The sequence below is a fragment of the Streptomyces sp. NPDC050433 genome (genome assembly GCF_044458565.1).
Classification (GTDB): Bacteria; Actinomycetota; Actinomycetes; order Streptomycetales; family Streptomycetaceae; genus Streptomyces.
The window spans coordinates 504093-527153 of record NZ_JBITIB010000001.1 but is presented as its reverse complement, the minus strand read 5'-3'; the positions used below and the strand labels follow the sequence as shown (position 1 = coordinate 527153).

At 69.7% G+C, this 23061-nt stretch carries 19 protein-coding genes; 12 read left to right on the top strand and 7 right to left on the bottom strand.

Annotated elements, in window-relative coordinates; all coding sequences use genetic code 11:
• Positions 1 to 61 precede the first annotated feature (61 nt).
• The 4 genes from ACIBLA_RS02490 to ACIBLA_RS02475 all read left to right on the top strand — a co-directional run bounded on the left by ACIBLA_RS02490 (position 62) and on the right by ACIBLA_RS02475 (position 4012).
• A complete protein-coding gene (locus ACIBLA_RS02490) occupies positions 62 to 301 on the top strand; it encodes a hypothetical protein (RefSeq protein WP_363241688.1) in 240 nt (79 codons plus the stop codon).
• 76 nt (positions 302 to 377) lie between these two features.
• Positions 378 to 1199, top strand: a complete 822-nt coding sequence (locus ACIBLA_RS02485; RefSeq protein WP_363241689.1) for a hypothetical protein — start codon at positions 378 to 380, stop codon at positions 1197 to 1199.
• Positions 1200 to 1220: 21 nt separating this feature from the next.
• On the top strand, positions 1221 to 3146 hold the full coding sequence (locus ACIBLA_RS02480; RefSeq protein ID WP_363241690.1) for a fumarate reductase/succinate dehydrogenase flavoprotein subunit: 1926 nt from the start codon (positions 1221 to 1223) through the stop codon (positions 3144 to 3146).
• A 44-nt stretch (positions 3147 to 3190) separates the two neighbouring features.
• Positions 3191 to 4012, top strand: coding sequence for a succinate dehydrogenase/fumarate reductase iron-sulfur subunit (locus ACIBLA_RS02475; protein ID WP_363241760.1), 822 nt, complete (start codon positions 3191 to 3193; stop codon positions 4010 to 4012).
• A gap of 65 nt (positions 4013 to 4077) precedes the next feature.
• Here the strand turns inward: ACIBLA_RS02475 and ACIBLA_RS02470 are convergent, their stop codons facing one another.
• Positions 4078 to 4995 carry a TetR/AcrR family transcriptional regulator C-terminal domain-containing protein gene (locus tag ACIBLA_RS02470; RefSeq protein ID WP_399197554.1) on the bottom strand — a complete coding sequence of 306 codons (918 nt, stop codon included), beginning with the start codon at positions 4993 to 4995 and terminating at the stop codon, positions 4078 to 4080.
• 115 nt (positions 4996 to 5110) lie between these two features.
• Between ACIBLA_RS02470 and ACIBLA_RS02465 the strand changes: the two genes are divergently transcribed.
• Together ACIBLA_RS02465 and ACIBLA_RS02460 are read left to right on the top strand one after the other, a co-directional pair.
• Positions 5111 to 6745, top strand: coding sequence for an MFS transporter (locus tag ACIBLA_RS02465; protein ID WP_399197553.1), 1635 nt, complete (start codon positions 5111 to 5113; stop codon positions 6743 to 6745).
• 94 nt (positions 6746 to 6839) lie between these two features.
• Positions 6840 to 7904 carry a LacI family DNA-binding transcriptional regulator gene (locus ACIBLA_RS02460; protein WP_399197552.1) on the top strand — a complete coding sequence of 355 codons (1065 nt, stop codon included), beginning with the start codon at positions 6840 to 6842 and terminating at the stop codon, positions 7902 to 7904.
• A 17-nt stretch (positions 7905 to 7921) separates the two neighbouring features.
• Here the strand turns inward: ACIBLA_RS02460 and ACIBLA_RS02455 are convergent, their stop codons facing one another.
• Positions 7922 to 8995, bottom strand: a complete 1074-nt coding sequence (locus ACIBLA_RS02455; protein WP_399197551.1) for an acetylxylan esterase — start codon at positions 8993 to 8995, stop codon at positions 7922 to 7924.
• Positions 8996 to 9234: 239 nt separating this feature from the next.
• Here ACIBLA_RS02455 and ACIBLA_RS02450 point away from each other — a divergent pair, with 239 nt between their 5' ends.
• The 6 genes from ACIBLA_RS02450 (at position 9235) to ACIBLA_RS02425 (ending at position 18062) form a co-directional block, all read left to right on the top strand.
• The gene (locus tag ACIBLA_RS02450; protein WP_363241697.1) at positions 9235 to 10476 is read left to right on the top strand and encodes a sugar ABC transporter substrate-binding protein; all 1242 of its coding nucleotides are present in this window, start codon (positions 9235 to 9237) and stop codon (positions 10474 to 10476) included.
• A 5-nt stretch (positions 10477 to 10481) separates the two neighbouring features.
• Positions 10482 to 11462 (top strand): sugar ABC transporter permease, encoded by a 981-nt coding sequence (locus ACIBLA_RS02445; RefSeq protein WP_363241698.1) that lies wholly within the window; start codon positions 10482 to 10484, stop codon positions 11460 to 11462.
• Positions 11459 to 12406: a carbohydrate ABC transporter permease gene (locus ACIBLA_RS02440; RefSeq protein ID WP_363241699.1), complete on the top strand. Its 948-nt coding sequence runs from the start codon at positions 11459 to 11461 to the stop codon at positions 12404 to 12406. Before ACIBLA_RS02445 ends, ACIBLA_RS02440 begins: the two co-directional genes overlap by 4 nt.
• Before the next feature lie 90 nt (positions 12407 to 12496).
• On the top strand, positions 12497 to 14344 hold the full coding sequence (locus ACIBLA_RS02435) for a glycoside hydrolase (RefSeq protein WP_363241700.1): 1848 nt from the start codon (positions 12497 to 12499) through the stop codon (positions 14342 to 14344).
• A 341-nt stretch (positions 14345 to 14685) separates the two neighbouring features.
• Complete coding sequence (locus ACIBLA_RS02430) at positions 14686 to 16179, top strand: glucoamylase family protein (RefSeq protein ID WP_363241701.1); 1494 nt, start codon at positions 14686 to 14688, stop codon at positions 16177 to 16179.
• Between the two features lie 239 nt (positions 16180 to 16418).
• The gene (locus ACIBLA_RS02425) at positions 16419 to 18062 is read left to right on the top strand and encodes a TPM domain-containing protein (RefSeq protein ID WP_399197587.1); all 1644 of its coding nucleotides are present in this window, start codon (positions 16419 to 16421) and stop codon (positions 18060 to 18062) included.
• 52 nt (positions 18063 to 18114) lie between these two features.
• On the opposite strand, the gene ACIBLA_RS02420 is transcribed toward ACIBLA_RS02425, so the two are convergent.
• From ACIBLA_RS02420 to ACIBLA_RS02400, 5 genes are all read right to left on the bottom strand, one after another.
• Positions 18115 to 20673, bottom strand: a complete 2559-nt coding sequence (locus ACIBLA_RS02420; RefSeq protein WP_363241702.1) for a SpoIIE family protein phosphatase — start codon at positions 20671 to 20673, stop codon at positions 18115 to 18117.
• Positions 20674 to 20819: 146 nt separating this feature from the next.
• On the bottom strand, positions 20820 to 21245 hold the full coding sequence (locus tag ACIBLA_RS02415) for an ATP-binding protein (RefSeq protein ID WP_399197550.1): 426 nt from the start codon (positions 21243 to 21245) through the stop codon (positions 20820 to 20822).
• 89 nt (positions 21246 to 21334) lie between these two features.
• Positions 21335 to 21754 (bottom strand): NUDIX domain-containing protein, encoded by a 420-nt coding sequence (locus tag ACIBLA_RS02410; protein ID WP_363241703.1) that lies wholly within the window; start codon positions 21752 to 21754, stop codon positions 21335 to 21337.
• Positions 21755 to 21835: 81 nt separating this feature from the next.
• Positions 21836 to 22015, bottom strand: a complete 180-nt coding sequence (locus ACIBLA_RS02405) for an SPOR domain-containing protein (RefSeq protein ID WP_363241704.1) — start codon at positions 22013 to 22015, stop codon at positions 21836 to 21838.
• A gap of 267 nt (positions 22016 to 22282) precedes the next feature.
• Positions 22283 to 23035 (bottom strand): GntR family transcriptional regulator, encoded by a 753-nt coding sequence (locus tag ACIBLA_RS02400; RefSeq protein WP_363241705.1) that lies wholly within the window; start codon positions 23033 to 23035, stop codon positions 22283 to 22285.
• Between the last annotated feature and the right edge of the window lie 26 nt (positions 23036 to 23061).

Sequence of the window (23061 nt, the reverse complement as noted above, 5' to 3'; positions counted from 1 at the left end):
GGAGCGACACTCGCAGGCGCGTTACCGATGGCATCGCTCCCCTGCGGAAGTGAGGCACGTCATGTCCCAGCCGGAAGATCTGACAGCAGTCCACCGTCGTATCGATGAGCTCGTCCAACGCGTCACGGACCTGGAGCGGACGGTCGACCGGCTGAACGAAGCCGTACCGGCAGCTCCGTCCAGGCCCGCGCCCAAGAACCGCCCGGAGGTGGTGACCATCCCCGACGCGCCGTACAACGCGGCGCTGTGGACGGACTCCGACGACGAGGGCCTCGGCCTACGGGACCGGCGCGCCCCCTAGTGCACCCACCACCGTCCATCGCCCCGGCCCTACGACCCCCCACCTGATCCCACTCCATCTCCATACGGAGTTTTCGTTGGCAACAGGCACGGAACGACCCCAACTGAATACCGGCGTGCACGACGCATCGCGTGCCGCCATCTCCGCCCGCCATCTGCGGACCGACCGCTGGTGGCTGGCGCCCGCCGCCACCGCGGCCGGGCTGCTCGCCTTCATCGTCTACTCGACGTGGCGGGCTTTCGGGAACGCCCACTACTACGAGGCGCCCTACGTCTCACCGTTCTACTCGCCCTGTCTGGCAGAGAATTGCGTGCCCATGCGGGGCGGCCCCAATCTGGAGATCTTCGGCAGCTGGTGGGGCCTCTCCCCCGCGCTGCTCATCCTGATCTTCCCGCTGGGCTTCCGGATGACCTGCTACTACTACCGCAAGGCCTATTACCGGGGCTTCTGGGCGTCGCCGCCCGCCTGCGCCGTCGCCGAGCCGCACAAGAAGTACACCGGCGAGACGCGCTTCCCGCTGATCCTCCAGAACATCCACCGGTACTTCTTCTACGCGGCAGTCCCGGTGGCGGTCATCCTCACGTACGACACGGCGCTCGCCTTCCGGAACTCGGACTACGAGTGGGGCCACATGGGCCTCGGCACGATCATCATGGTCGTCAACATCGCGCTGATCTGGGCGTACACCCTCTCCTGCCACTCCTGCCGCCATGTCATCGGCGGCAAGCTGAAGCACTTCTCCAAGCATCCGGTGCGCTACCGGCTGTGGGGCTGGGTCGGGAAGCTGAATCACCGCCATATGCAGCTCGCCTGGGCCTCCTTGATCAGCGTCGCCCTCGCCGACTTCTATGTGTATCTGCTCGCCAGCGGGGTCTTCGACGATCCGCGCCTCTTTTAGTGCTAGGGAGAGCCTTCAGCAATGACGCAACTCGAACGCGAGCAGTGGGACGTCGTGGTGGTGGGCGCGGGCGGAGCGGGTCTGCGGGCCGCCATCGAGGCGCGTGAGCGTGGCGCCCGTACCGCTGTCATCTGCAAGTCACTCTTCGGCAAGGCCCATACGGTGATGGCCGAGGGCGGCATCGCCGCCTCCATGGGCAATGTGAACTCCGGAGACAACTGGCAGGTCCACTTCCGCGACACCATGCGCGGCGGGAAATTCCTCAACCAGTGGCGGATGGCGGAGCTGCACGCACAGGAAGCGCCCGACCGGGTCTGGGAACTGGAGACCTGGGGCGCGCTCTTCGACCGCACGGCGGACGGAAAGATCTCCCAGCGCAACTTCGGCGGGCACGAGTATCCACGTCTCGCGCACGTCGGCGACCGGACCGGCCTGGAGCTGATCCGTACGCTCCAGCAGAAGATCGTCGCCCTCCAGCAGGAGGACTTCCGTGAATTCGGTGACTACGAAGCCCGGTTGAAGGTCTTCCAGGAGTGCACCGTCACCTCCGTACTGAAGGAGGACGACCGGGTCTCGGGCACGTTCTGCTACGAGCGCGAGTCCGGCCGCTTCTTCGTCCTGGAGGCGCCCGCCGTCGTCCTCGCGACCGGCGGCATCGGCAAGTCCTTCAAGGTGACGTCGAACTCGTGGGAGTACACGGGTGACGGGCACGCGCTGGCGCTGCTCGCCGGTGCCCCGCTGCTCAACATGGAGTTCGTGCAGTTCCACCCGACCGGCATGGTCTGGCCGCCGTCGGTGAAGGGGATCCTTGTCACCGAGTCGGTGCGCGGCGACGGAGGGGTGCTGCGCAACTCCGACGGCAAGCGGTTCATGTTCGACTACGTACCGGACGTCTTCAAGGAGAAGTACGCGGAGTCCGAGGAAGAGGGCGACCGCTGGTACGAGGACCCGGACAACAACCGGCGCCCGCCCGAGCTGCTCCCTCGTGACGAGGTGGCCCGTGCCATCAACTCCGAGGTCAAGGCCGGCCGGGGCTCACCGCACGGCGGGGTGTACCTGGACGTGTCCACGCGGATGACGCCCGAGGTCATCCAGCGCCGGCTGCCGTCGATGTACCACCAGTTCAAGGAGCTGGCGGACGTCGACATCACGGCGGAGGCGATGGAGGTCGGCCCCACCTGTCACTACGTGATGGGCGGCATCGCCGTCGACTCGGACACCGCCGCCACGCCGGGGGTCCCCGGTCTGTACGCGGCCGGTGAGGTCGCGGGCGGGATGCACGGCTCCAACCGGCTGGGCGGCAACTCGCTCTCCGACCTGCTGGTCTTCGGCCGGCGGGCCGGGCTGCACGCGGCCGAGTACGCGGCTGGGCTCACGGAGCGACCGGTTCTCGACGAGGGCCAGATCGACGCGGCGGCCACCGAGGCGCTGCGGCCGTTCGGCGCCGAGGAAGCGGAGGGCGGCGGCGCGCCCGAGAACCCGTACAGCGTCCACCAGGAGCTCCAGCAGACGATGAACGACCTCGTCGGCATCATCAGGCGCGAGGGCGAGATGGAGCAGGCGCTGGAGAAGCTGGGCGAGTTGCGCGGGCGCGCGGCACGCGCCGGGGTGGAGGGCCACCGGCAGTTCAACCCCGGCTGGCACCTCGCGATCGACCTGCGGAACATGCTGCTGGTCAGCGAGTGCATCGCGCTGTCGGCGCTGGAGCGCACGGAGAGCCGTGGCGGTCACACCCGCGAGGACTGGCCCGGCATGGCTCTCGACTGGCGGCCGGTCAATCTGCACTGCCGGCTGAGCGATTCGGCGCGGGACCCGTCGGCGGATCCCAGCGCCGGCCGGATCAGCCTCTCCAGGAAGAAGACCGAGCCCATCCGTCCCGACCTGCTCGACCTGTTCGACAAGGAAGAGCTGGTCAAGTACCTCGCCGAAGAGGAGCTCCACGAGTGAGTGCCAGCACGACTCCGACCCAGAGCACATCTGACTCGTCCGCCGTGTCCGTCCCGTCCCCTTCGCCTGCCACGTCGGCCCCATCCCCCTCGTCGGCCTCGTACGAAGCGAAGTTCAGGGTCTGGCGGGGCGATGAGGAGGGCGGCGAGCTGAAGGACTTCGCCGTCGAGGTGAACGAGGGCGAGGTCGTCCTCGACATCATCCACCGCCTCCAGGCGACACAGGCGTCCGACCTGGCGGTGCGGTGGAACTGCAAGGCGGGCAAGTGCGGTTCGTGCAGTGCGGAGATCAACGGCCGGCCACGGCTGCTCTGCATGACGCGGATGTCCACCTTCACCCGCGAGGAGACGATCACCGTCACCCCGCTGCGCGCCTTCCCCGTCGTCCGGGACCTGGTGACGAACGTGTCCTTCAACTACCAGAAGGCACGTGAGGTACCGGCGTTCGTACCGCCGCCGGGCGTCGCGGCGGGTGAGTACCGGATGCAGCAGGTGGACGTGGAGCGCTCGCAGGAGTTCCGCAAGTGCATCGAGTGCTTCCTGTGCCAGGACACCTGCCATGTGGTGCGGGACCACGAGGAGAACAAGACCGCGTTCGCCGGGCCGCGCTTCCTGATGCGGGTCGCGGAGCTGGACATGCACCCGCTGGACGCGGCCGAGGAGACCGGCCTGGACCGGAAGCAGACGGCGCAGGACGAGCACGGGCTCGGCTACTGCAACATCACCAAGTGCTGCACCGAGGTCTGTCCCGAGAGCATCAAGATCACGGACAACGCCCTGATCCCGCTGAAGGAGCGGGTGGCGGACAAGAAGTACGACCCGCTGGTCTGGCTCGGCAACAAGATCAGGCGCCGTACGAGCAGTTGAGCGCCGGGCGCCGGACGGGCACTGCGTTCCGTCCGGCGCCTGCGTTCCGGCAGCCCCGTCCGGTCCTACCGCTGGGAGGACCGCTCGATCAGCGACTCGATGCCGTCCATCATGCGTTCCAGCCCGAACTCGAAGAGCGCGCCGAGTTCGAGGTCGAACTCCCCGTCCCCGAAAAGCGTCGACAGCACCGGGTACGCCCCGGTGAGCTGGATCGAATCCATGCGGTTCTCGTTGGCCGCCAGCCACTCGTCGGCCGTCATCCCCGTGTCCTGCCGGGCCTGCGACTCCAACTCGACCGCCATCGCGACGCCTTGGGTGTAGCCGAGCAGAGCGAGATGGGTGTGGATCATTCCGTACGGCGTGAGACCGAGACCGCGCAGAGTGCCCAGCGTCCGCTCCGTGTAACTCATCGCATGCGGTGAGGCCAGCGGCCGGGTAAGCCCCGCCATGGCTCGGGCCAGCCACGGATGACGCTCGTACTGGCTCCACAACCACCGGACCTCGCGCGTCAGTCGCGGACGCCAGCCGGCCGGTTCGGGGCCCGTGGGGCCGCCGCTGAATACCGCTTCGGACATCAGGCGCACCAGCTCGCCCTTGCTGGGGACATGGCGGTACAGCGCCATCGTGGACGTACCGAACTCCGCCGCCACGCGCCGCATCGAGAGCGCGGCCAGCCCCTCGGCGTCCGCGAGCGCGATGGCGGCGCGCACGACGCGCTCACGGCTCAGGCCCTCGCCGGGGGCCGCGCCCCGGCCGCGGGCGCGGTCGGGCTCGGCGACCACGGTGCCGACGCCGGGCACCGCCCGTACCAGACCTTCCTGGTTGAGCGTGGCGAGCGCCTTGGTCGCGGTCGCCATCGCGACGCCCCACTCCTGGGTGATACGGCGGGTGGAGGGCACGCGGTCGCCCGGCGCGAGGTCACCGGAGGAGATACGGCGGCGCAGCTCGGCGGCGATACGGAGGTAGGGCGGATCCACTGGCATACCCCTACCGTACTAGTGCACCAGGAGGGCCAAGTCCCCATACCAGCGGGGTTTTGGGGCCGGTGCACTAGGCAGCTGTTTGCCGCGTACGCGCGGAGTCGGTTACGTACCGGTCATGGAGAAATCACACACACCCGGTCTCGCGGGCCGCAAGGAATGGATCGCCCTCGGCGTCCTGATGCTGCCGCTGCTCCTTGTCTCGATGGACATCTCGATCCTCTACTTCGCGATCCCCTTCGTCAGCCAGGATCTGGAGCCCAGCGCCACCCAGCAGTTGTGGATCCTCGACATGTACGGCTTCGTACTCGCCGGGCTCCTCATCACCATGGGCGCGCTCGGCGACCGCATCGGCCGGCGCAAGCTGGTGCTCGTGGGCGCGGCGGTTTTCGGGGCGGCCTCGGTCGCCGCCGCGTACGCGCACTCGGCCGACACGCTCATCGGCGTGCGCGCGCTGCTCGGACTCGGCGGCGCCGCCCTCATGCCGTCGACGCTGGCGCTGATCCGCAACCTCTTCCACGACGCGCGACAGCGCGGCCGGGCCGTGACGATCTGGACCGGTGTGATGACCACCGGCATCTCGCTCGGGCCGGTGGTCAGCGGGCTGCTGCTGGAACACTTCTGGTGGGGTTCGGTCTTTCTGATCAACCTGCCGGCGATGGCGCTGCTGCTGGTGCTGGTGCCGTTCCTGGTACCGGAGTCGAGGTCGGGCGCCGACCCGGAGGGGACACGTGAGCCGTTCGACCTGGTGAGCGCGGCTCTCTCGCTGACCGCCCTGCTCACGTTCATCTACGGCGTCAAGGAGTGGGCCCGGCACGGGTTCGCGCCGGTGCCCGCCCTGGCCCTCGTCGTGGGACTGGTGCTCGGCTCTGTCTTCGTACGCCGCCAGAAGCGCCTCGCCCAGCCGATGATCGACCTCGAACTGCTGGGGCGGCGGGCCTTCGGGGGGCCGGTGTTCGCGAACGTGCTCGCGATGTTCGCGACGGTGGGCATGGCGGTCTTCCTCACCCAGTACCTCCAGTCCGTGTACGGGCTGCGCCCGTTCGAGGCCGCGCTGTGGAGCCTCGTACCGGCTTCGAGTGTGATCGTGGCGGCTCCGGCGGCGGCGCTCCTCACGCAGCGCACCGACCGCGCGTACGTCATGGGCGGCGGCTTCCTCTTCGCGGCGGCCGGCTTCTTCTGGATGACACGGATCGATACGGACTCGGCCCTCTGGTTCTGTCTGACGGCCGCCGCCATCTATGTGGGCGGTCTCGTCGCCGCCATGACCCTGGCCAATGAGCTCGCCCTCGGCGCCGCCCCGCCGGAGCGCGCGGGCTCGGCCGCCGCCGTGCTGGAATCCGGGCAGGAGCTGGGCGGGGCGCTGGGCATGGCCGTTCTCGGCTCGGTCGGGGCGGCGATCTACAGCCGGGAGATGGCCGACGAGCTGCCGGCTGATGTCACGGCGGCACTGCCGGGCGGCGTGGCCGACGCCGTGCGGGAGACCCTGGGCGGTGCGGCGGCTGCCGCGGCGCGGCTTCCGGAGGAGGACGGCGCCGGCGTGCTGGCGGTGGCGCGGGACGCCTTCACGCACGGGATGGGGCTGGCGTCGCTCGGCGCGGGGGTCGTCATGGTGGGGGCCGCGGTCTTCTCGTTCGTGGTGCTGAGGGGCACGGCGGGGCGCACGGCGAGCAGGGGCGACGCTGGCGGCGAGGGGGGTGGCGGTGCCGAGGGGGGCGACCTTGCTCCCGTACAGACCGGCGTCCTAGAGTGAATGCGCTTACACAGTGGGTTTCGTCCGGTGGACCGGGCGGCTCCACGGAAGCGTGGTCAGAAATCAGCGCGGCGAGAGCGGACGGTCGGATCGGTTGAGTGCCCCCACGGTGTACGACGTCGCCGAGCGGTCCGGCGTCTCCATTGCGACGGTTTCGCGGGTCTACCGGAATCCCGACTCCGTACGCGCCCAGACCCGTGACCGCGTGCTGGAGGCGGCCCGCGCCCTCGGGTACGTACCCAGCGGCAACGCCCGCGGTCTGGCCAGCCGGACCACCGGCGTCCTCGGCCTCTGCTTCCCCGACTACGCGGACCCGGACGCCGAGACCGACGCGGAGGCCGAGGCCGAGGCCGACGACTCCGCCGTCATGCTCTACTCCGACCAGATCATCCGCGGCATGGAGCGGGCGGCGCGGCGGCACGGGTACGCGCTGCTGATCGCCGCCTCGCTGGTGGGCGGCCCCGAGAGCCTGGTCGCCAAGGTGGCGGGACGGGTGGACGGGTTCGCCGTCCTGGCGAAGACCGTGCCCACCGAGGACCTTGAGGTCATCTCGCGTCGCCTGCCGGTGGTGATGCTCGCCGGGCCGCGCGAGATCGACCACCTCGACCACATCGAGGTGGCGAACTCCGACGGGGAACGGGAGCTGGCCCGCCATCTCATCCGTGACCACGGACTGCGCAGACTCGCCTTCGTGGGCGTCGCCGCCGAGTCGCCGGACGCGCAGGCGCGGTTCCGCGGCTATCGGGAAGCCTGCCGGGAGGCGGGGCTTCCGGTGGCCGACGAGCCGGATCTGCGCGCCGAGATGATGACGCAGGCGGAGGGCGAACGGACAACCGACGCGCTCATGGACCGTGCCACCGGGCGCGAACGGCCGCAGGCGATCCTCTTCGCCAACGACCAGATGGCGATCGGCGCGCTGCACGCGCTGGAACGGCGTGGGGTGCGGGTGCCCGACGACATCGCGGTGACCGGCTTCGACGGCATCCCGATGAGCCGTATGGTCCGGCCGTCCCTGACCACGGTCCGTCAGCCGATGCGGCGCCTGGGCGAGGAAGCGGTGGAACTCCTGATCCACCGCCTGGCCGACCCCGCGCGCGACCCGGTCTCCCTGATGCTTCCGGTCTCGGTGGCCCGCCGCGCGAGCTGCGGGTGCGGCTGACGGCTCGTCGGCGCGGGTCAGCCCAGCCGGGCGGCGAAGAAGCCCCGGCGGGCCTCCGTCAGCGCCTCCATGTCGGCGCTCCCAGCCGCGTACTCGAAATGCCCGGCCCCCAGAACATGCAGTTCGCGCGGCTCGGGCAGGGCGTTGTAGACGGCGAACTGTCCCGGCGGCGGCACCGCCGGATCGAACAGCGCGGGCGCGACCATCATCGGTACCTCGATGCGGCTCGCCGCGGTCGCGGCGTCGAAGTACGCGAGGACGTCCATGACTTCGGGATGCTCCTCGCGGTACTCCCGTACGGCTTCGCCGCTCCCCACGCTCGGCAGCGTCACCCGCAGCGGATGATTCCCGAACGTCGGGACCGTCAGCTGCCCGCAGGCGAACCGGTCGTCCCACGGCAGCGCCAGCGCCCCGAGCCCGCCGCCGAAGCTCTCACCGACATACCCGAGCCGCGCGCCGCCTCCCGGGGCGGGGGCGGGGGCCGCTCCTGGCCCAGGTCCGGGGCCTGGTCCGGGGCCGGGTCCGGGGCCGGGTCCGCGGCCGGGTCCGGGGCCCGTGCTCAACTCCGGCACCAGCTCCAGCAGTGCGGACGCCGCGCACCACAGGTCGGCCACGCAGTCGCCGATCACATACGTCTCGCGAGACTCGATGCCGTACAGCACGTGCCCATCGGCCTCACCGGGGATACCGGGGCGCCGGCTGCGCGAGCCCATCCCCCGCACACACGGCAGGACAGCGGCGCTACGGGGCAGCGGAAGCGGCACGTCGGCGCCCGGCTCCTGGCGCCCGCCGTAACCGTGTCCGATCACGAAACCGTGCTCGGCGGGCCCCTCTGCGGGCAGCACCAGCCAGCCGCCGAGGCGCAGTCCGCCGACCGAGGTGTAGGTCACCCCGAAGATCCGGCAGCCGTCCCGCTCGTCCTCCTGCGGCCCGACGGCCGGCGCGGTCGCGACCCCGGCCGCCGCCGCGAAACGGTCCTGCCAGTACGCGTCGAACCCGTCCGGAGGGGCAGGCGCCGGGATGTCGAGCAACTCGCCGAGGGTCCGGCCGTACGCCGGGTCGAAGGGATAGCCGTGCTCGTACTCAGACATGGGCGCGACATTAACCAGGCCCCACCCCGATAACTACAACCGACCACAACCGGAATCTCCTCAACCACTTCCACAACACAAACAGCCCACCTAGCCTGCGGAGGCAGGGCCTCCAGATGTCCCACATGTTGCACGAGTGTGACCAAAGCACCTCTTGCGGTTCCCGGAATGCCTGCACCAGAGTGATGTATGCGCTTACAGGCAGCGCATACATCGTGGAGCTCAAGGAGGAGCCGTCCATGCATCGCACCGCCAGAACCGCCTCTGCCGCCATCGCCCTCACGATGGCCGCCGGAATCACCGCATGCGGCAGCTCGGGAGGCGAAGGGGTCGCCGCCGACAAGAAGCAGACCCTCACCGTGTGGGCCATGGGCGCCGAGGGCGAGAAGCTCGCCGAAGTGGCCAAGGTGTACAAGGACGCCAACCCCAACGTCACCGTCAAGGTCACCCCCATCGGCTGGGACGTCGCCCACCAGAAGCTGGTCTCCGCCGCTGCCGCCGGCACCCTGCCGGACGTGACCCAGATGGGCAGCAGCTACATGGGAGAGTTCGCCGAACTCGGCGTCCTGGAACCGGTCGACACCAAGACCTTCAAGAAGGACACTTTCTTCCCCGCCGCCTGGGAACAGGGCGTGGCGGACGGCGAGGTCTACGGCCTCCCCTGGTACGTGGAGACCCGCGTCCTCTACTACCGCACGGACCTGGCGAAGAAGGCCGGCATCACCAAGCCCCCGGCCACCTGGCCGGAACTCAAGCAGGCGGCCACCGACTTCCAGGACAAGGCCGGCACGCAGTGGGGTCTCCACCTCCAGCCGAGCGGCCTGGACGCCGTGCAGAGCTGGTCCCCCTTCCTGTACTCGGCCGGCGGCTCGATCGTCGCCGACGGCAAGGCCACCATGGACAGCCCGGCGACCATCAAGGCGCTCAAGGAGTACGGCACGTACTTCGAGAAGGGTCTCTCCAAGAAGAGCTTCCAGCCCGGCTACGAGGTCCTGACGGACTTCAACTCGGGCGATGTCCCGATGTTCTACTCCGGCCCCTGGACCATGGCGGGCATCAACGACAACTACCCGGACCTCAAGGGCAAGTGGGCCATCGCCCCGGTCCCGGCCGACCAGGTCTCCGCCTCCATGGCCGGCGGCTCCAGCCTCGTCATCTCCAAGGACAGCAAGCACAAGGAAGCCGCCAAGAAGTTCCTCAGCTACCTCACGGACACCGAGGGGCAGAAGGACTGGTTCAAGCGCACGGGCGACCTGCCGGCCAACACCAGCGCCTGGGACTCCGGCGACCTCGCCGACGACGCCAACTTCAAGATATTCCGTCAGCAGATGGAGACCGCCCAGTCCTGGCCGGTCCTGCCGCAGTGGACGGAGATCTCCTCCAAGGCCGACGAGGCCATCTCGCAGGTGACCCAGGGCAAGGCCTCACCCGAGGACGCCGCCAAGAAGGCACAGTCCGAAATCGAAGGGCTCGTGGAGTAGTCGACATGGGCACCACGACCGAACCGGCCGCCGGAGCGGCCCCGGTGAAGACCGGGCCGGGGCCACACTCCCCGCCCGGTGGCCGGAACCGCCGCAACCGGCAGCCCGTCGCCGTCCAGCACATGGCCGGCTGGCTGTTCTCGACCCCCTTCCTGGTGCTCTTCGCTGTCTTCATGGCTCTGCCGATCCTCGCGACGCTCGCCATGAGCTTCACGGACTTCGGCCTGCGCAATGTCACCGATCCCTTCTCGGCGGAGTTCATCGGCCTTGCGAACTACACGAAGCTGTTCGAGGACGAGAAGTTCCTCAAGGCCCTGTTCAACACCGCCTATTTCGTGGTCGTGGGCGTACCGCTGACCGTCGGCCTCGGTCTCTTCGTCGCCGTCCTGCTCAACAACGGCATCGACCGGGCCCGCACCTTCTTCCGGGTCGGTTTCTACGCCCCGGTCGTGACCAGCATCGTCGCGATCGCCGTCGTCTGGCGCTTCGTCCTCGACCCGTCCGACGGACTGATCGCGGGTCTCGCCTCCGAAGTCGGCCTGACGTCACCGGACTTCCTCGGCTCCGAGGCGCTCGCCATGCCCTCGCTGATCGCGATGGCCGTGTGGCGCAACCTCGGCACGGTCATGGTGCTGTTCATCGCGGGCCTCCAGGCCATCCCGCCCGATGTACGGGAGGCGGCGCGGCTGGACGGCGCGAGCACCTGGCAGGAGTTCCGCCGTATCACCGTGCCGCTGCTGCGGCCCACGATGCTCTACACCTCGGTCATCACCACGATCGGCTATCTCAATGTCTTCGAGGAGCCGTTCGTGATGACCCAGGGCGGGCCCTCGAACAGCACGCTCACCGTGTCGCTGTCCATGTACCGCGAGGGATTCAACTTCTTCCACATGGGCTACGCGAGCGCGATGGCGTATGTGCTCTTCGTCGTGATCATGGCCATCACGGTGCTCCAGCTCCGTCTGCTGAAGGACAACACGAAATGAGCGCCGCGCGCACCACCACGCCACCACCGCCCCCGCCCTCCGTACCGGTCGGCCCGCAGGACCCCAAGGGCCCGGGACGGTCCGGCTCCCGGCCCCGCGACGGCGCCCCGAAGCCGGCCGGCGGACGGGCGAAGAAGGCCGGCGTCTACGTCCTGCTCTCGGTCGGCCTGCTCGCCATGGTGGCGCCGTTCCTGTGGATGGGTCTGTCGGCCTTCAAGACGGACCGTGACCTGACGGCCCGTCCACCGGTGTGGATTCCCACCGAATGGACTCTGGAGCACTTCGGGGAACTGCTCGACACCCTCGACGTACCGCTCTACTTCTTCAACTCCCTCACCGTGGCCGTCCTGGTGACCCTCTCCAATCTGGTGTTCTGCTCGATGCTGGGCTACGCCCTGGCCAAACTGCGGTTCGGCGGCCGGAACAAGATCTTCGCGCTGGTCCTCGGCGCCCTGATGGTGCCCGGCAATCTGATGCTGCTGCCGCTCTTCGTCCTGATGAGCAAGCTCCAGCTGATCGACTCCTACGCGGGGCTGATGCTGCCGTTCGCCGCCCAGGCCTTCGGGGTCTTCCTGATGCGGCAGTTCATGCAGTCGATCCCCGACGAACTGCTGGAAGCGGCCCGGATCGACGGCGCCCGCGAGTGGTACATCTTCTGGCGGATCGCGATGCCGCTCGTCAAACCGGCGCTGGCGACGCTCTCGATCCTTATCTTCCTGGGCTCGTGGAACAACTTCGTCTGGCCGCTGATCGCGACGAACGACCCGGAGAAGTACACGCTCCCGGTGGCCCTCGCCACCTTCGCCACCGACCCCAACCAATCGGACGGCTCCAACGGCATGTTGATGGTCGGCTCACTCCTGATCATCCTGCCGGTGCTGCTCGTCTTCATTGTCCTGCAACGGCACTTCACCCAGGGCCTCGCCACCACCGGCATGAAGTAGCCGCCGCCCACGGCCTTCCCGACGCGTACCGCGGCTCCGACGCCGCCGCTCTACCGCCGCGCACTCATCGACGAAAAGGTTTGCACCGACATGACCGAGAAGTCCACCGCTCGCTCCGACTGGGAGACCCGTATCGGGAAGCCCAGCGATCAGCGGCTCACCGGCATCGGGGAACTCCCCGCCCCCGGCGGCCTGTCCGCCGAGGACGGCACCGGCCATGTGCGGCTGACCTGGCAGCCGGTGGCGGGCGCGCTCGGATATCTCGTACACCGCGCCGACTCCGTCGACGGCCCCTATGAACCGCTCGACCACCTCGGCGGCGATGTGCTCGCCGTGCCCCATCCCCCGTACGCCGACACGCTCGCCGAGCCCGGCCGCGGCTACTTCTACAAGGTCGCCACCTGGTCCGACAGCGGGGCGGGCGCCCTCTCGGAAGCGGCCCGCGGCTGCGCCAGGGCCGCCGGCTCCAGCCCTGCCCCGGTCACCGTCACGGTGGACGCGGCGGCGACCGCCACTCCCCTGCCCGGGGTCTGGAACAGGATGATCGGCGCCGAGCACTTCTCCCTGCTGACCTGGGACAAGCCGGGTGCGGGCGGTTCGGACGTCGCGAAGGAGTACGCCCAGGCCCTGGGGATCGTCCGTGACGAGATCGGCGTCCGCTCCGTCCGGGCGCACGGCACCTTCCTCCCCGAGACACTGGCTGTCCGGCCGGACGGCTCCTTCGACTTCTCCGGACTGGACGAGGTCTACGACCGCTTCCTGGCCACCGGACTCCAGCCCGTCGTCGAACTCTCCTTCATGCCCAAGGAACTCGCCGCCGATCCGCACTACACGGTCTTCGACTACCGGGCCCTGGTCTCCAAGCCCGCCGTGTGGGAGCACTGGGGCGACCTCTGCCGCGAGTTGACCGTCCACCTCCAGGACCGCTACGGCAGGGACACCGTCGCCGGGTGGGAGTTCGAGGTCTGGAACGAGGCCAATCTGGAGGTCTTCTGGAACGGCACCCAGGACGACTATCACCGGCTCTACGAAGTCGCCGTCCGCGCCGTGAAGGCCGTCGACGAGCGGATCAAGGTCGGCGGCCCGTCCTCGGCCGCGGCCGGCTGGGTCGGCGCCCTCCTTGAGTACTGCCAGGAGCGCGACGTGCCGGTCGACTTCGTCTCCACCCACACCTACGGCAACGCCCCGCTGGACTTCCGTCCGATGACCCGCGCGTTCGCCGAGGCGACCGGCCGGCCCGAGCCGGAGATCCTGTGGACCGAGTGGGGTGTCACCCCCACCCACTTCCACCGGGTCAGCGACTCCGTCTTCGCCGCTCCGTTCGTCCTGCGCGGTATGAAGAGCGCCCTGTCCTCCACCGACGCGCTCGCCTACTGGGTCGCCTCCGACCAGTTCGAGGAGTTGGGCTGGCCGCCCCGTCTCTTCCACGGCGGATTCGGTCTGCTCACGGTCGGCAATCTGCGCAAGCCGCGCTTCTGGGCGCTGTATCTCCTCTCCCAGCTGGCCGGTGGGCGTATTCCCGCCGCCGTGAGCGGCGACGGCGCCGAGGCGCTCGTGGAATCCCTGGCCACCCGCGCCGACGACGGCTCCACCGTCGACGTCCTGGTCTGGAACGGCACGCTCGACCAGTCCAAGATCGACGGCTCCGCGGCGCTGAACCGCACGGCGACCGTGCGAATCACCGGACTTGAGCCGGGCGCCGACTACACCGCTCTCTCCCGCCAGGTCGACGAGCAGCACTCCAACATCCAGGCCGTCTGGAACGACCTCGGCGGCGGCGACTGGCCCGACGCGCTCCAGTGGGCGAAACTGCGCGCCGCCGACGAGCTGCCGGTGGAGCCCCTCGCGCCCGTGGTCGCCGACGACACGGGCACGGCGACGCTGACCGTCGCGCTGCCCAATCCGGGCATCCGCTTCCTGCGCCTCACCCGCGCCTGATCGCCCCCCACAGTCCCGGGGGCCGGCGGCACCTGACCGCCGTCGGCCCCCGCACCAGCACCGCCGCCATGGCCGGACCTCCGGTCAATCTTCCGGCCATGGCGGCGGGCCAAAGACCCGGCCCAGGCACCGGTCCTGGCCACAACTCCACATCTGCCAGCCGCCCAAGGGGAGCTGGACTCTCGTGACTCCGCTCCCCCACCTGAAGGAGGGGGGCTTCCAACCCGAGGGTTGCGGTCCAGCCCGAACCGATCCCTTATCGGGACGAACGGAAAATACCACAGGCCAGGGAAGCGATTCCCCCACCGGCTGAAGCCGGTGGTCCCCTCGCTAGGAGACCAATGGACCGTCGTACATTTCTCGCCGCCGCGGGAACAGGAGCCACCGCCCTGTCCCTCGGCGCCTTCGCCACACCCGCCGTGTCCGCGCCGGCCTCGGCCGCGTCGCGTGCTCGTGCCGCTCACGCCTCAGATACATCGGAGCTGCTCCGCTGGTTCCGGGACACGTATCACTCGATCGAGGCGATGACGACCGACATCGGTCTCGCCGCCGACAAGATCAACCTCGACGCACCGGGCGGGCCGGTCCCCTCCCAGAACACCTCGCCGACCAACATCGGCTGCGGGCTCTGGTCCACGGTCGCCGCCGCCGGACTCGGCGTCATCGACGAGGACACCATGCACCGCCGCCTCGACCGGGCCCTCACGGCCGTCGAGAAGCTCGAACGTCACCACGGCTTCTGGCTCAACTGGTACGACGCCCATGACGGCTCGGTGCTCACCAACTGGCCGGGCACCGGCGACCCGGTCCGTCCCTTCCTCTCCTCGGTCGACAACGCCTGGCTCGTGACCGGCCTGCTCATCGCCGCCGACGCCGACAGCCGACTGCGCCGCCGGGTCGACAAGCTGCTGGCCACGGCCGACTGGTCGTACTACTACACGCCGTACGACGCCGCCGACCCGGTCGCCAACCCCGGCCAGCTCCGGGGCGGTTTCTGGACCGACACCGGCGAGCCGACGGGCCACCACTACGGAGCGCTCAACACCGAGCCCCGCATGGCCAGTTACCTGGGGATCGCCGACGGCAGCCTTCCCTCGGACCACTACTGGCACATGTTCCGCACGCTGCTTCCCGAGCACGGTCAGGAGCAGCCGCCCGGCGGGGCGTACGACACCATCGACGGCGTCCGGCTCTTCCAGGGGCACTACACCTACCGGGGCCGCAAGCTGGTTCCGACCTGGGGCGGCTCGATGTTCGAAGCCCTGATGGTGCCGCTGTTCGTGCCCGAGCCGGAGTGGTCCCCCCGCTCGTGGGGCACCACGCACCGGCGCTTCGTCCGCTCCCAGATCGAGCACGGCCTGGAAGAGGCGGAGTACGGGTACTGGGGGTTCTCGCCCTCCGAGGTGCCCGAAGGCGGTTACCAGGAGTACGGCGTGGACGCGATCGGCATGAACCTCGACGGGTACGCCTCGAACACCGACCGCACCTTTGTCAAGCACGGTGAGTCGCTGCCGCCCGCGTCCGCGTACACCAACGGGGTCGTGACCCCGCACGCCTCGTTCCTCGCCCTTCCCTACGCACGGTCGGAAGCCCTCGCCAACCTCAAGGCGATCGCGGACGACTTCGGCGCGTACGACGACGGCTACGGGTTCCGGGACTCGGTCAATGTGGGGACCGGACACGTCAGCAGCTCCGCACTCGCCCTGGACCAGGGCATGATCGCCGCCGCTCTCGCACAGGAGCTGCGCCCCGGACTGCTCCAGAGCCCCTTCCGCACCGGCGGCTTCGCTTCGCGCATCCGTCCGATGCTGGCCAAGGAGCGGTTCAGCATCTGATTCCCGCCCCGGATCCCGAGGCTCGACCGGCGCCGCCCCGTGTGCGGCGCCGGTCGAAACGGGGCTGAGTCCGGCGCTTCACCCTGCGCTCCAGGCCGAGCTCCAGGTCGCGCGGGGTCCGGTCGCGGACGGCCGGGGCCGGACATAGCCTCCGAAATGTGACGCGGACCGTAAGCCGTAACCGGACTCGTGCGGGCCGGAGCCTCCTGGCCCTGCTGGTGACGGCTGGATGGCTGCTGATGTCCGCTCTCTCACCGGTCGCCGGCGCCGACGCCCGCGCCGAGGATCCCCTCACTCTTTCGCGTCAGGGGCAGATCACCGACAAGGTCGGTGCCCTCGAAGACCGGGAGAGCGCGGTGAACGCGTCCCCCGACCGGCTGTACGCGTACTCCGTCGCGTCCGCTGCTCCTCTTACCGAGGGCGGGCAGACCGAGGAGGCGCGGACGGCCGCCTCCTCCAACACGTCGGGCAGCGCCCTCGTCCTGCCTGTCGCCCTGGTGGGCTGTGCGGCAGCCCTCGCCGCGTACTCCTCCGTCAAACGCAAGCACCGTGCGTCGACGCGGACGACACCGAAAGACGGTCCGGAGGGCCGGCACGGGCCGGGGGAGTCGCCGCGTACTCCGCTGCCGGAACTCGACCGGCGGGCGGGACTGGCCCTCGTCGACACGGACGACGCCGTGCGTACCAGCCAGGAGGAACTCGGCTTCGCCACGGCACAGTTCGGTGAGGGCGCGACGCGACCGTTCCAGGACACCGTGACGTACGCGAAGGGCGAGCTGGCGACGGCCTTCCGGCTGCGCCGGCAGCTCGACGACGCGAACCCGGCGGACGACCGCACCCGGCGGCGCACGCTGGACGAGATCATCGCCCGATGTACGGACGCCAACAGCCGGTTGGACGCCGAGTCAGCGGCCTTCGGCCGGCTGCGCGCCGGGGGGCGCGACGCGCCGGAGGCGCTGGCCGCCGCCGAGGCCGCGTTCCGGGAGCTGACCGGCAGGAACGTCACGGCCGCCGCCACGCTCGCCGCGATGCGCGAGCGGTACGCGGGATCGGCTTCGGCCCCGGTCGGGAGTGCGGTCGAGCAGGCCGACGACCGGTTGGTGTTCGCGGCGAAGAACCTGGACGACGCGCGGCGGGCGATCGGGGCGGGCGACAACGGGCGCGCGGCGGTGCGTGTACGGGCGGTGGAGAGCGCCGTGGGTCAGGCGACGACACTGGTCGAGGGGGTGGAACGGCGCGCGCTCGAACTCGCGGAGGCCGCCGGCAGACTCCCCGGCGCGCTGATGGACACGGAGACCGACCTGGCGGACGCGCGCGGCCTGCTCGAAGACACGGCAGAAGGCACGGAGGAAGGCACGGAGGAGCGCACGGCGGAAAGTACGGCGGAAAGTACGGCGACGGCCGATCTGGAGGGGCGGATCGCGCGTGCCGAGGCCGTGGTCGCCGACGTGCGGCAGGAGCAGTCAGCCGGGCCGTACGACCCGATCGACGCCCTGCGCAGGGTCGAGGAAGCGGACGCGGTGCTGGACGAAGCTCTCGCGGGCGCGCGCGAGCGCGAGGTGAGGGAAGGCCGGGCGCGGGCGCTGCTGGACCACGCGCTGCTCGGCGCCCGCTCGGCGGTCGGGGCGGCGGCCGACTACATCTCGACTCGTCGCGGTGCGGTGGGCGGCGAGGCCCGCACCCGGCTGGCGGAGGGGCAACGGCGACTCGACCAGGCCGGGACGCTGACGGAGCTGGGTGATACGCGGGGTGCGCTGGCCGAGGCCCAGCACGCGGACGGGCTGGCCAGGCAGGCGCAGAGCCTCGCCGAGCAGGATGTCCGGTCGCTCGGGCACCGGTCCGGGCCCGGCGGCCTGTTCGGCGGCGGTGGCACGCGCGGTTGACCCAATCCGGCCGGCCCCTTCTGGTGAGCCGGCCGGAGAGGACGGTCCGGAGTCAGAACATGCTGAGGAGTTGTTCGACGGTGGGTTCCGCCGTCGAGTCCCCGTCGGGCAGGGCGAGTTCGAACCAGACCGTTTTGCCGCGCGGGGTGCGGCGCGATCCCCAGGCCGCGCTGAGCAGCCCGACCAGCTGGAGTCCGCGACCGCCCTCGTCCGTGTCGCGCGCCCGCCGTCTGCGGGGCTGTACGAGGCCCGCGTCCCACACCTCGCAGACCAGTGTGCGGTCACGGAGCAGCCGCAGCCTGATCTCGCCCTCGCCGTAGCGCATCGCGTTGGTGACCAACTCGCTGACGAGCAGTTCGACGGTGTCCACCAGCGGTTCGAGGCCCCAGGCGTGGAGCTGGGCACGGGCGACCTCCCGGGCGCGGCCGACGGAGCGCGGCTCGCGCGGCAGTTGCCAGTCCCCGACGGCGTCGAGGGGCAACCCCTGTATGCGGGCCATCAGCAGCGCGATGTCGTCCTCACCGTGCCGGGTGTCGAGCGTGTTGAGTACGTGGTCGCAGACGTCTTCCAGGGGCCGCACGGGATTGGTGAGCGCCCGGCGGAAGGCCGTCAGCCCTTCGTCGATCGGATGGTCGCGGGATTCGACGAGACCGTCCGTGTAGAGCGCGAGCAGTGCCTCTTCGGGAAGTTCGACCTCGACCTGCTCGAACGGCTCTCCGCCGACGCCCAGGGGCATTCCTGGCGGTACGTCGAGGAGCAGCGCCTCCTCGCCGGGTTCGACGAGCACCGGAGGAGGGTGTCCGGCGTTGGCAAAGGTGCAGCGCCGGGTGACCGGGTCGTAGACGGCGTAGACGCAGGTCGCGAGATACACCTCGGAGAGGTCGGCGTCCCGCGACTTGTGGGCGACGCGCGAGGCCTGCTGGGCGCCGCTCGGTGTGCCGAGGCCGCGGGCGATCTCGTCCAGCGCGGACAGGACCTCGGCCGGCTCCAGGTCGAGCAGTGCCAGGGTGCGTACGGCGGTGCGCAGTTCGCCCATGGCGACGGCGGCGCGCAGCCCCCGCCCCATGACGTCGCCGACGACCAGCGCGGTCCGGTGACCCGGCAGCTCGATGACGTCGAACCAGTCGCCGCCGACCTCGGTGGCGGTGTTCCCCGGCAGATAGCGGCAGGCGATGTCCAGCCCGGCCGCCTCGGGGTCGCCCGGTGGGAGCAGACTGCGCTGGAGTATCAGCGCGCGTTCGTGCTCCCTGCGATAGAGGCGGGCGTTGTCGATACAGACGGCGGCGCGTGCCGCGAGTTCCACGGCGAGGGCGCGGTCCCGTTCCCCGAAGGGCTCGCTGCCCTTGGTCCTGGAGAACTGGGCGAGTCCGACGACGGTGTCGTGCGCGACCATCGGCACGGCGAAGGTGGACTGGATGAGGCTGCCGGGTGCGCCGGGGACCGTCTGGACCCTGGCGGTGCGCAAGGCGTTCGCACAGGGCGAGTTGAAGGGGTATCGGTGGACGGCACCGGCCGCGGGCGGCTCGACCGCGCCTTCACCTGTCAGGTCGGATCCGAGGAGGGGCGCGTCGGCGACCGCGCTGGCGTAGGCGACGCGCCGCAGGGTGGCGCTGCCGCCGCCGGACTCGGAGCCGGAGGAGCCGCCGCGTCCGGGCGGGGCCTCGTCGCCGGTCAGCAGTCCCTGGTAGAGATCGACGGACGCGAGGTCGCAGAAGCCGGGGACGGCGACGTCGAGGAGTTCCTTGGCGGTGGTCTCCAGGTCGAGGGAGTTGCCTATTCGGGCGCTCGCCTCGTTGAGGATCGCGAGGTTGCGCTGGGCGCTCGCGGCCTCACGTGCGGCGATCTGACGTCGTGTGACATCGCTGCCGATCCCGGCGACCCCGATCGTGCGGCCGGCTCCGCCGAGCACGCGGTACAGGTTGATCGACCAGTGCCGGCGTTCGTTGCCGCCGGGGGCGACGCCGACTATCTGGATGTCGGTGGCGGATTCGCCGGTCTCCAGGACCCGCTTCAGAGAGGCGGTCAACCGATCTGCCTCGGGACGGGAGAGATAGTCGTGGATCGTGCGTCCGCGGTGGTCGTCCGCCGTGCCACCGAAGACCGCGGCGAAGCGCTGGTTGGCGCGCCGGACGGTGAGGTCGGTGCCGAACAGCACGAAGCCAAAGGGAGATTGGCCGAAAATGGCCTGCGACGAGGCGAGTTCCGTCTCGATCTGGCGCAGTGCGCGGACGTCCACGACGACGCAGAGCGCGGCCCGTTCGCCGTTCTCCGTCTCACTGGGCATCACATAGACCTCGGCGAGGCCGTTGATTCCACGTTCGCCGGGCACCTGGAACGGGACGAGCCCGGTCCACTCCTTGCCGTCAAGAATCTCGGCGACCTTGCTCTGCCCTCGCCTGCGCAGATCCGCAGGCATGAACACCTCGACCGGGTCCTTGCCCCTGACCTCGTCAGGGGTGATCCCGAACAGCTCAGCGGCTCGCAGACTCCACTGGTCGACCAGCCCGTCGGGGCCGATCGAGAAGGAAGCAACTTTTATGTAGTCATAGATCGAGCCGGGCGGACTGCTCTGCCACACGACGTCGTCCGCCGTTCCAGGTATCTCGCTCACGCGACCGTCCCCTCCAGCTCACGCACCGGACCGGTCATCTCCGCAGTATTCAGCACTACGGCCCTGACAGGCACGCCGTTCACGATCACAGCACAGTCTCGTTCTTTTTGAGCCGAGGCACACGTGATCGTCGTCCCTCCACACTCCTAACCAGGGAGCGGCAGCTCGAACCACACCGTCTTACCCGTCTTCCCCCGGCGTGTACCCCAGCGCCGAGCCGAGCAAGCGACGAGCTGGAGCCCACGCCCCCCTTCGTCGTCAAGGCCGGGGGATCGTGCGGTCGGCGGATCGGGGAGCGGATCGGACACCTCCACCAGCAGCGCGGTACCGGTGAGGTCCGCTTGGCTTACGGGCACTACAGCCAGCCTGACACCGATCGGCCCCGGCGCGTACTGCTGGGAATTGGTCACGAGTTCGCTGACCAACAGAACGGCCGTATCGCGAACGTGGTGGTCGAGACGCCAGACGCCGAGGGTGTCGCGTACCGCGTGGCGTGCGGCACGTACGGCATTGGGCTCGGCAGGGAAGGTCCACTCGGCGTAGGTGCTCTCCGCCTCGATCAAGCCGACCACTTCCCCGGACAGACAGCGGGCCCATGCCCTTTTTAGGGGGGTTGATCAGCACATACCCGTAATCCAAGAAGAACTATCTTGACGGAGGCTCATGTCAGCTCGCCCGATGCCCGGAGGTCGTCGAAGAGGAGTTGGTCGACGGGGGCCACACGGCCCCGGTCGTCGTAGGAGAGCCAGCGGATCTCCTCGATCTCGTTGCTGGCGGCCGGCGTGCCCCGATAGTCGCCGGAGTAACAACTCATCCGGACGAGCACGCCGTCGGGCTGACCGTGGGCCTGGGCCTCGTACGTACCCAGATGGGCCGTCGTGGCCGGAAGGACGGCCACAGCCAGTTCCTCCTCGACCTCGCGCAGCAGGGTCTCCAGATCGCTCTCCGCGCCTTCGCGCTTGCCGCCCGGGATGTAGAAGACATCCTTCCCGCGGGAGCGCGCGCAGAGGATCCGGCCCTGCTCCACGCGAACCCATGCGACTGTGTCGATCAAGACCGTTGCAGCTCCGCCGTCACTCATGCGCCGGAGCGTAACCCGGCCGAGGGCGCGCTCCACGAAGGGGGCACGGTCCGGAGCCGACGAGGCCCGGAGCCGGCGAGGTCAGCGGCTGGTCTGCTGCAGGCGCTCGACCCAGTAGAGCTGCTTGTGACCCTTGACGCCGAGGCTGTCGGCGGTCTTCTGCGCCTCGTCCTTCGTCGCGTACCTGCCCACGCGGTACCGGTTACCGTTGTCGTCCTGACGTATGACCAGCCAGGGCAGCACAGCACCACTGTCGGTCATCGCGCCCCTCCCACCAACGGCCCGCACCACTTGGACGATCTCCTGGAAACCCCGATCCGCATATGCCCGAGCCTACGCCTGACCTTCACTCAGCGGATGCGGGTTTACACAAAGAGGTACACATCTGGCCAAGAAGTTTCGGAGCCGCGAGGGCACACAGGTGCAAACACCCACCATCTCCCCACGCCCGAAGCCCTGTTGATGCGGCACGTGGCCGGCCCGTACGGATGACGGCGGCGCCTCGGTCAGCCGGTCCTCAACGGATCGTCATCTGACCGGAAGGTGATAGGCGATGCGGTAGCGGTCCGCCGGGACGACCATGTCCGCCGTTTCGACCGCGCGGCCGGACGCGTAGTACGTCCGCTCCAGAACCATCACGACATGGCCGGGCACACCGCCGAGCGACAGGAACTCCTCCGCCAGCCCCGGTCGCGCGCCGACCTCCTCGACCACGTTGTCCACGACGACGCCGATGGCCGCCATCCGCTCCACGACCCCGCACCCGCCAAGTGGCCCCTCCTCGGGGAGCATCACGGGGGTGCGCCCCGTGACCTCCAGGGGCTCCCAGGATGTCGACAGCATCATCGGCTCCCCCGCGTCCCGGAAGACGTAGCGCGTACGCATCGCGGGGTCGCCCGGCCGTATCCCGAGCCGCGTGGCGATCTCCGGCGCCACCTCGTCCCGCTCGCTGCTCGACTCCCACGTACCGTGCACCCCGTCCTCGGTCTGCTCCTGCCGGAAGGGGTTCGCACCGGACGGCGGCCGGTAGCCGGAACGGGCGATACGGCGCGGGACGGGCTTCTCCCGAACATAGGTCCCCGACCCGGAACGGCCCTCGACGAGCCCTTCCGCCATCAGCACCTTGCGGGCTTCGAGAGCGACCGTGTCCGAGACGCCGTACTCCTCTCGGATACGGGCCTGCGACGGCAGTCGGGTGTGCGGGGGCAGAGCACCATCGACGATCCTCCGCCGAAGATCACTCGCGACACGCAGGTAGGCCGGCTGCTCACCGAAAGCCACAGGGCCACTCCCAACAGGTTGACAGA